General features: G+C 42.3%; 8 protein-coding genes. 1 reads left to right on the top strand and 7 read right to left on the bottom strand.

The window, feature by feature from the left end:
• Positions 1-126: 126 nt before the first annotated feature.
• Positions 127-1344, bottom strand: coding sequence for a S8 family peptidase (locus tag MNV_RS11630; RefSeq protein ID WP_096206129.1), 1218 nt, complete (start codon positions 1342-1344; stop codon positions 127-129).
• Positions 1345-1629: 285 nt separating this feature from the next.
• On the opposite strand from MNV_RS11630, the gene MNV_RS11625 reads away from it, so the two are divergent.
• The gene (locus MNV_RS11625) at positions 1630-2331 is read left to right on the top strand and encodes a glycosyltransferase (RefSeq protein ID WP_096206128.1); all 702 of its coding nucleotides are present in this window, start codon (positions 1630-1632) and stop codon (positions 2329-2331) included.
• Between the two features lie 344 nt (positions 2332-2675).
• Here the strand turns inward: MNV_RS11625 and MNV_RS11615 are convergent, their stop codons facing one another.
• From MNV_RS11615 to cas4, 6 genes are all read right to left on the bottom strand, one after another.
• A complete protein-coding gene (locus MNV_RS11615; RefSeq protein ID WP_096206126.1) occupies positions 2676-3395 on the bottom strand; it encodes an alkaline phosphatase family protein in 720 nt (239 codons plus the stop codon).
• On the bottom strand, positions 3392-4621 hold the full coding sequence (locus MNV_RS11610) for a sulfate adenylyltransferase subunit 1 (protein WP_096206125.1): 1230 nt from the start codon (positions 4619-4621) through the stop codon (positions 3392-3394). The genes MNV_RS11615 and MNV_RS11610 overlap by 4 nt, the downstream gene beginning before the upstream one ends.
• Positions 4622-4649: 28 nt before the next feature.
• Positions 4650-5477, bottom strand: a complete 828-nt coding sequence (locus tag MNV_RS11605; RefSeq protein ID WP_096206124.1) for a sulfite exporter TauE/SafE family protein — start codon at positions 5475-5477, stop codon at positions 4650-4652.
• 6 nt (positions 5478-5483) lie between these two features.
• Positions 5484-6287 (bottom strand): sulfate adenylyltransferase subunit CysD, encoded by an 804-nt coding sequence (cysD, locus tag MNV_RS11600; RefSeq protein WP_096206123.1) that lies wholly within the window; start codon positions 6285-6287, stop codon positions 5484-5486.
• Positions 6288-6297: 10 nt separating this feature from the next.
• Positions 6298-6510, bottom strand: coding sequence for a ribbon-helix-helix protein, CopG family (locus tag MNV_RS11595; RefSeq protein WP_096206122.1), 213 nt, complete (start codon positions 6508-6510; stop codon positions 6298-6300).
• Positions 6511-6870: 360 nt separating this feature from the next.
• On the bottom strand, positions 6871-7299 hold a 429-nt coding region (gene cas4 / locus MNV_RS11590), incomplete at its 5' end, for a CRISPR-associated protein Cas4 (protein WP_143311753.1).

The following is a 7299-nucleotide window of genomic DNA, read 5'->3' as shown; positions in this document are numbered from 1 at the left end:
TGGAGAACCTATGAATTGGTAACCACCTTGTAGATAACGGTGAGGTTATACCCGATGAAATATGTTTATTTGCTGTTTGAGGTTTGTTCAGTTTGTTTTAATTAGGATAAACTAATATAATTAATGTTATCCATTTGCGGGCCAGGCATCTATTATGCCGTATCCATAATACTTGTCCCATCCAACTGCTCCTTTATCGTCTGCGTTCTTTATTAATGCATTACCGATCTGGGCATTTGTCAGGGAAGGATTGTATGACCAGTACAGGGCTGCAACTCCGCTCGCATGTGGCGTAGCCATGGACGTGCCTGCTGCATACGCATAGGTACTCCCGGGCCATGTCGATAGAATATCGTGTCTCTGGTTCCCATCGTTACTGCCTCCCGGAGCTGCAATATCCACAAAGGCACCATGGTTGCTATAAGCAGCTCTATTTCCATCATATCCTACAGCCGCAACTGCCAGTATCCAGTTATAGGCAGCAGGGTATGTATTGAGTTGAAGACCATCATTTCCGGCAGCCGCAAAGGCAAGTGTTCCTTTTGTGTAAACTGCATACTTTGTTGCATCTTCCATAGCTTTTGAGGGAAACCAGCTTCCGAAGCTCATACTTAATATCCTGGCGCCGTGGTCGGCTGCATAGGTTATGGCATTTGCTATATCCGATATCCTTCCACTGCCATTTGAATCCAGAACTTTTAAGGGCATTATCGTGATGCCAGGAGCCACGCCGACGACACCCTTACCATTGTTTATAGTTGCTGCCACGGTTCCCGCAACATGGGTCCCGTGCCCGTTATCATCCATCGGATCAGCGTCGTTATTGACAAAATCCCATCCCAATGAGGCGTTTACAGCAGAGAGATCCTCGTGATTATAATCCGCTCCAGTATCAATAACCGCAACTATTGTATTTTTATTCCCTGTGGTCACATTCCATGTGTAATTCGCCTGTATCATCCGTATCCCCCACAGATTTGCATACAGCGGATCATCAGGAGTTAACTGTATGCTATTTACCGGAGCCATTGTTATTTCATCTGGTGGAATACTGATAATTGCATCATCTTCTATGTATCTGGCATATTTATTGAGCGTCATGTCGGAGTTTAATGCGATACGCAGTTTTGATGGTACATTTACGACAATGGCATTTATTGCAGGTATCTCTTCTAATACCTCTCCATTATATTTCTTTATTACATCCAGTATATTTTGTTTTGAACCTGCAGGCTCAAAGCCTATTATGATCCTATCCATGTCCTCATTAGTTCTACCAAAAGCCGGAGCTACAATTCCAATAATGATTATCACAGTAAAAAATATTCTAACTTTTTTTTCCATAAAAATCCCTCTTTTTTTGTTTAATTAACATCGACCCTGTATTTATTTTTTTCCTAAATAATTAATATTTCATCTTCTACCCTTACAGATGTTCCATCGTTGCAGCCGAACAGGAAGGATAAAAAGACCATCTCTTATAAGAAAGCAAAAACATCCAACAGGGACATTAAATTGAGATACTTATTATGATTATAATTAAAAATATTAATAATGATAAATTTTATATATGCCTTAAACGTACTCAGGTTTTAAATTTCAGTTGAGATTTAAAATTAAGAAGGGATTATGGATCTACCAAGCGTTTCTATTATAATACCTTGTCCGCCGGGCACAAAACCGAAAGCAGTAGAGCATATAAAAAATTTAGATTATCCGACCGGAAAATATGAGATAATAGTTGAGGAGGGTTACAACCCATCAGCCCAGCGCAACAGGGGTATCCAAAAAGCGAAGGGAGAAATAGTTGGTTTCACAGATGATGATTGTTTAATGAATCCTAACTGGTTGAAAAATGCTATACAATTTTTCGGAGATGAATCGGTGGGTGTTGTAGGGGGGCCGAACTTAACACCTGAAAACTCCTCATTTTTACCGTATTGCTTCGGATTGGGAATGGGTTCATATTTCGGAGCCGCGTCAATGTCCACGAGGTATGAGAAAAAAAATGTATCAGGTGAGATAACCGAACAAAATCTGATTTTTAACAATATGTTCGTAAAGAATGAAATCTTCAAAAAAGGATTACTTTTGAATGAAGTCCTGTTCCCGAATGAAGAGAATGAATTTTTAAACAGGGTAGCAAAAAGTAACTATAAACTGGTCTACACACCGGAAGTATATGTATATCATCCGAGGAAAGAGGCTTTAAAAGGTTTGCAAAACAACTGTTTGGCTACGGTACCGGAAGAGCGCACCAGACTACGATCCAGCCTGATAGCTTCAAGATACTTTATCTTATGCCGACTATCTTCGTTCTGGGACTTTTAAGCCTTCCCTTAAGCATAGCGTTCAATTCGAACCCCGCTACAAAAATCATCCTTTTATGTCTTGGCATTTATTCCCTTATATCGATTATAACGAGCCTTAAAATAGCAATAAAAGAGAAAAAAATAGCAATTCTCCCGGTGATGCCATTGATCTTTTTTATTATTCATGTAGCTTATGGGACCGGCTTCTTATTGAACTATTTAAAATTGCATTTAAATACTGCCAAACAATTCGTGATTAATTCCGTTCGTCTTAACAAGTATATCATACTGGCAAATCCCTTGATCGTAGTTGGTTCTGAATTTTTTGGTAAAATTTGTTTCAATTGAATCTGTTACTTTCTCCTAATTCACATCTTTCAATCCTTTAATCATACCCGCAAAATCAGTTATCTTCGGACTGCCCAGATCCTTAAAACCAGTGCTCCAGAACCCGTAGCTCGAATGGTCTCCGAAGATTCCTACAGCTTCCATGCCGTGATCCGACAGCACGATGTAGGGTTCATTGATAGTACCTGCGATCTCGTCCAGGTCTTTATATATCATCTTCATCATTGTTCTGTTGCCGAAATTCAGGTGCCCGATAACATCTGCCACGCTGAAATAGCCGAGCACAAAATCATAATCTCCCTTTAGTGCTGTACTGAACTCCTGCTTTATTTTTCTATGATGTTCAAATGAAAGGTTATTATATGCTCCTCTTATCTTCTTTTTCTCCTCTTCGCTTTTTGCATCAAAATACTCCTTAAGCAGCTTTCTTTCCATCTCGTGCTGTTCTTTGATATAGCTGAATCCGGGCAGGTCTATAATTTTGGGGTTCTCAAACTGTTTAAAGAACGTATCATTAAAATCCAGTCTGGTATTCCACATCTCTTTATCGCCTTTAGCTACTATCTCTTTTTCCATGTTTTTCCCCGTCATAAAGGAGCTCCAGAGAACCATTGTCTTTGGCTCTGAAAATTCCTTGATGTTGGTCTTTCCATAGAACTTCTGCTTCAGATTACTACAATTGAACTCTTCCACAAGTGTGTATTCCAGGGCATCGATAGCGAAGATAATCATCATACCATCTCCGTGATTATCCCGCCGGCGCAGGTATCCTCTCTTCCAAGCACGAACCTTCCGAGTTCTTCCATCTTGTTGAAATTTTCAACCACTACTGGCTTATCGGTTTTTATAATAATGCTCGCCACCTCTCTATTTTTTATTTCATCCGCATCTTCGGCGATCAGCTCAAGCGTGGAAGAGTTGATGACCCTGCTTATATTCTCTATCTCGCAGTTCACTTCCTGCGTGGCGCAGCGGAACATCAGGCTTTCCCCTTTCTTAAATGGGACCCTGTCCATCCAGAAAACGTTGGCTTTTATCCTGCTTGTAACCGCAGAGAGGTCTCTTGGGCTCACGATCACATTTCCCCGGTCTATGAAAAGCTTATCCTCCGTAATAATGCCTGTGCTCTTTCCGGCTTCCGCTTCTGTGACATTCTTAAGATATTCCTCCACGCTCTTTACTCTCGTTTCTTCACCCGAAGGCAGCACCTTGATTTTATCCCCTTTCCTGATTATGCCGCTCTCAACCCTTCCTGCAATTATGCGTTTATCAAAGCTGTAAATATCCTGGACAACATATCGGAGAGGCTTATTATTGGCGCTTTCTTTTGTTCTGAAGGTGTCCAGCGCCTCAAGAAGGGTAGGACCCTTATACCAGTCCATATTTCCGGTTTTATTGGCTATAAAATCTCCTTTTTTTGCCGAGATAGGTATGACATAGGATGGCTTGATGTTGATATTCGATAGGAATTCCAGCAGGTCTTTCTTCACGCTCTCAAACCTTTCCCTGCCGTAATCTACCAGATCCATTTTATTGATGACCGCAACCACCTGGGACAATCCCAGCATCCCGAGGATGTAGGCATGTCTCTTTGTCTGCTCCTTAACGCCCTCCTCGGCGTCCACGATGAGCACGGCAGCCTCTGCCTGCGAAGCGCCGCTTATCATGTTTTTCACGAACTCGACATGACCGGGAGCATCGATTATCACATAATCCCTTTTTTCGGTATTAAAGAAGGTCTGCGCCGTATCGATGGTAATTCCCTGGTCGCGCTCTTCCTCAAGGTGATCCATGACATAACCGAACTCTATATCCTTGCCAAGGCTCTCGCAGAGCTGTTTGATCTCCTCAAGCTTACCTTCGGGCAAAGAATTCGTGTCATATAACAATCGTCCTATCAATGTGCTCTTTCCGTGGTCAACGTGTCCCACGATTACGAATTTTAAGTTTTTGTCGTTCATTTTTTTCCTCTTTTTATAGTCCCCTGAATTAATTCAGGGGTCTCAATAATTTATATAACGAAAATAGACCGAGCAATGTTGTTGCTACTCCTATGACCAGCGTGAACTGCTTTACCGGCATCCTCTTCACGGTATATACGGATAGAGGCACTGAGATCAAAGAACCTGCGACAAGATACGGAGCCAGCGACCAGTCGACATTCGTGCCGACGATGAAATAGGTTATAACGCCGATAAAGCAGGTAGCCCCTTCTGCCAGCGCGGTTATGCCGATCGAATTCTTTGTCTCAACCCCGGAAAGGATCTGTCCAGAGACTATTAGCGGACCGTATCCCCCGCCGGAAATGCCCTTGTTAAAAGATGCAAGGATGCCAAGCCCCATGATCTTTTTCCAGGAGAATTCGTTACGGGTCTTATGCCTGGCGATTATGAGCATACCCATTGTAACAACGAGAAGCCCTATGTAGAGCTTAAGGTAAAATACAGGCAGCCTCAATGCGATCAAAACCGCAATGAACACTCCTGCAATGCTGGACATGACCAGTACCATCGCAACCTTTGCAGCTGTGGATTTAGGGATGTAACCCAATCTTCCCAGTCTCTTAACGATTTTATGCTCGGTATCGTTCTTGAAATCAAAGGATACGTTGCCAGCTCCCTGATGCAATGCTGCAGCGAATATACCGGAAAGGAACTGGGAAAGCAAAATAGCAGGCACTACCTGCAGGGGTGAGAAACCTATCAGAAGGAGGACCGGCGTTAGCGTGGTGCCATATCCCATTCCGATAGTGGCATCCATGTATTCTGCCAGCAGCGATATGATGAAAACACTGATGAAAATTGACTCGATTTCCATGCAAAATCACATGTAGCCAAGTGCCCTTAATTTCTGCATCATATACGCCCTTTCCTTGTCCTGCGCCCTGCCGCTGCGTTCAGCAACTTTTGTTGTCCTGAGCTCTTCCACTATCATATCAACCGTATCAGCCTCGGAATCCACGGGGTTGCAGCAGGGCTCGCATCCTATGCTCCTGTACCTTTTGCCGTTTTTTGCAAAGTAAAGGTCTACTATCGGGATATGTTCCCTCTGAACGTACATCCAGACATCAAGCTCTGTCCAGTGCAGCAGAGGGTGCACCCTTATATGCTGTTCGCCCTGCTGTTTATTCTTGAACTGGTCCCATAGTTCGGGAGGCTGGTCCTTATAGTCCCACTGGAACTGCCTGTTCCTTGGAGAGAAAACGCGCTCTTTTGCCCGTATGCCGTGCTCATCCCTTCTGATGCCCAGCAATATCGCCCTGTATTTGTATTTATCTATCGTCTGCTTTAAAGCGTCGGTCTTTAGCTGCCCGCAGCATGAAAGTTTATCCCCGGCATTGGGTCCCATGCCTGAATTTCGCGATTGTTCGTTGGTGCCGACAACAAGCCTCATTCCCCATTTCTTTGACCATTCGTCCCTGAAATCGTATATCTCCTTGAACTTGTAGCCCGTGTCTATATGCAGCGCAGGGAATGGGACTCTGCCGTAGAAGGCTTTTCTTATAAGCCACATCAATGTCGTAGAATCTTTCCCTATGCTCCAGAGTACAGCTATGTCCTTGAACTGCTTATATGCCTCCCGTATTATATAGATACTCTGACTTTCCAGTTTATCCAGATGGTCCATTTTTATTCTCCTATAAATATCCGAGTCTTTTGAGCCTTTCTTTTATGACCTGGACTTCCTGTTCCGTGAGTTTATCATCCTCTTTAATCTTCCCGGTGGAAGCCAGTGTCCTCAGGACAAAAACGATGAACTCCGTTGTGCTGGAGAAACCTGTCCCTTCTATCATCTCCTGCAGAGTTTCGTATAATTTCCTCGGGATTTTGATGGTGACTTTGTCCTGCATAACACTCTAATTGTAGTGCTATTATAGTGTAAATAGAGTGTATATATATTTTTCTTAGCCCGGATATTCCTCAAAACATCCAACACCCCAGATTTTCTGAGTTCAAAACATACTCATTCTAAGCGGCATAATCCCAATAATCAGAAAATAATCCTTGTTTTAATGGATGCGCCTCTTGAATATCACAGATACCAGCAGTGCAGGAAACCTGAACGGTTTCAATCCTTGTTTTAATGGATGCGCCTCTTGAATAGCACGAATTTTCGCCTATTTAGGACAAAATATGCGCTATTATGGCTTATTTTTTGTGCTTAAAATTCTTGCTGCAAAATTATTGGTTGGTTTATAAGAATAAGAAAATCAAAAGCAAATGTTACTGTAACAGCAATCAATGCACTTATTTTTATATCTGGTCTTGCCCGGATAAAAGCCTTTGTCTATGATTTCAAGGATCTCATTTATGATTTCGATGCCTTTTTTAAAATCTTTCTCTGTTATGTCCACCTCTTCAATGTGATTATTGCTTCTTGTAAAACAGATAAATCCCTTTTTCACATCGATATTGTAGTTCTCCTTTATCATAACACCATGTAGCACCAGTTGAAATTTATAAGTCTGGAAAATCTTGTCCCTGAACTCGGCAAATTTATATTCAAAAGGTGCGGCTGACCCATCTTCAAGGAAAAGAACCTCATCAACGATTCCTTTGATATGATTCTTTTTTGATGCAATAAATACGTTCAGTTCTTTTCTAACAACGCCGAGCTTCTTCCGCAGGTATTCGGGATT

Origin of the sequence: Candidatus Methanoperedens nitratireducens (assembly GCF_900196725.1) — an archaeon.
Classification (GTDB): Archaea; Halobacteriota; Methanosarcinia; order Methanosarcinales; family Methanoperedenaceae; genus Methanoperedens; species Methanoperedens nitroreducens_A.
This window is presented reverse-complemented; position numbering and strand designations above follow the sequence as displayed.

Excerpts from the sequence above, each read along its gene's own strand:
- MNV_RS11630 (WP_096206129.1), bottom strand. The coding sequence starts at position 1,344 with ATGGAAAAAAAAGTTAGAATATTTTTTACTGTGATAATCATTATTGGA.
- MNV_RS11625 (WP_096206128.1), top strand. The coding sequence starts at position 1,630 with ATGGATCTACCAAGCGTTTCTATTATAATACCTTGTCCGCCGGGCACA.
- MNV_RS11615 (WP_096206126.1), bottom strand. The coding sequence starts at position 3,395 with ATGATGATTATCTTCGCTATCGATGCCCTGGAATACACACTTGTGGAA.
- MNV_RS11610 (WP_096206125.1), bottom strand. The coding sequence starts at position 4,621 with ATGAACGACAAAAACTTAAAATTCGTAATCGTGGGACACGTTGACCAC.
- MNV_RS11605 (WP_096206124.1), bottom strand. The coding sequence starts at position 5,477 with ATGGAAATCGAGTCAATTTTCATCAGTGTTTTCATCATATCGCTGCTG.
- cysD (WP_096206123.1), bottom strand. The coding sequence starts at position 6,287 with ATGGACCATCTGGATAAACTGGAAAGTCAGAGTATCTATATAATACGG.
- MNV_RS11595 (WP_096206122.1), bottom strand. The coding sequence starts at position 6,510 with ATGCAGGACAAAGTCACCATCAAAATCCCGAGGAAATTATACGAAACT.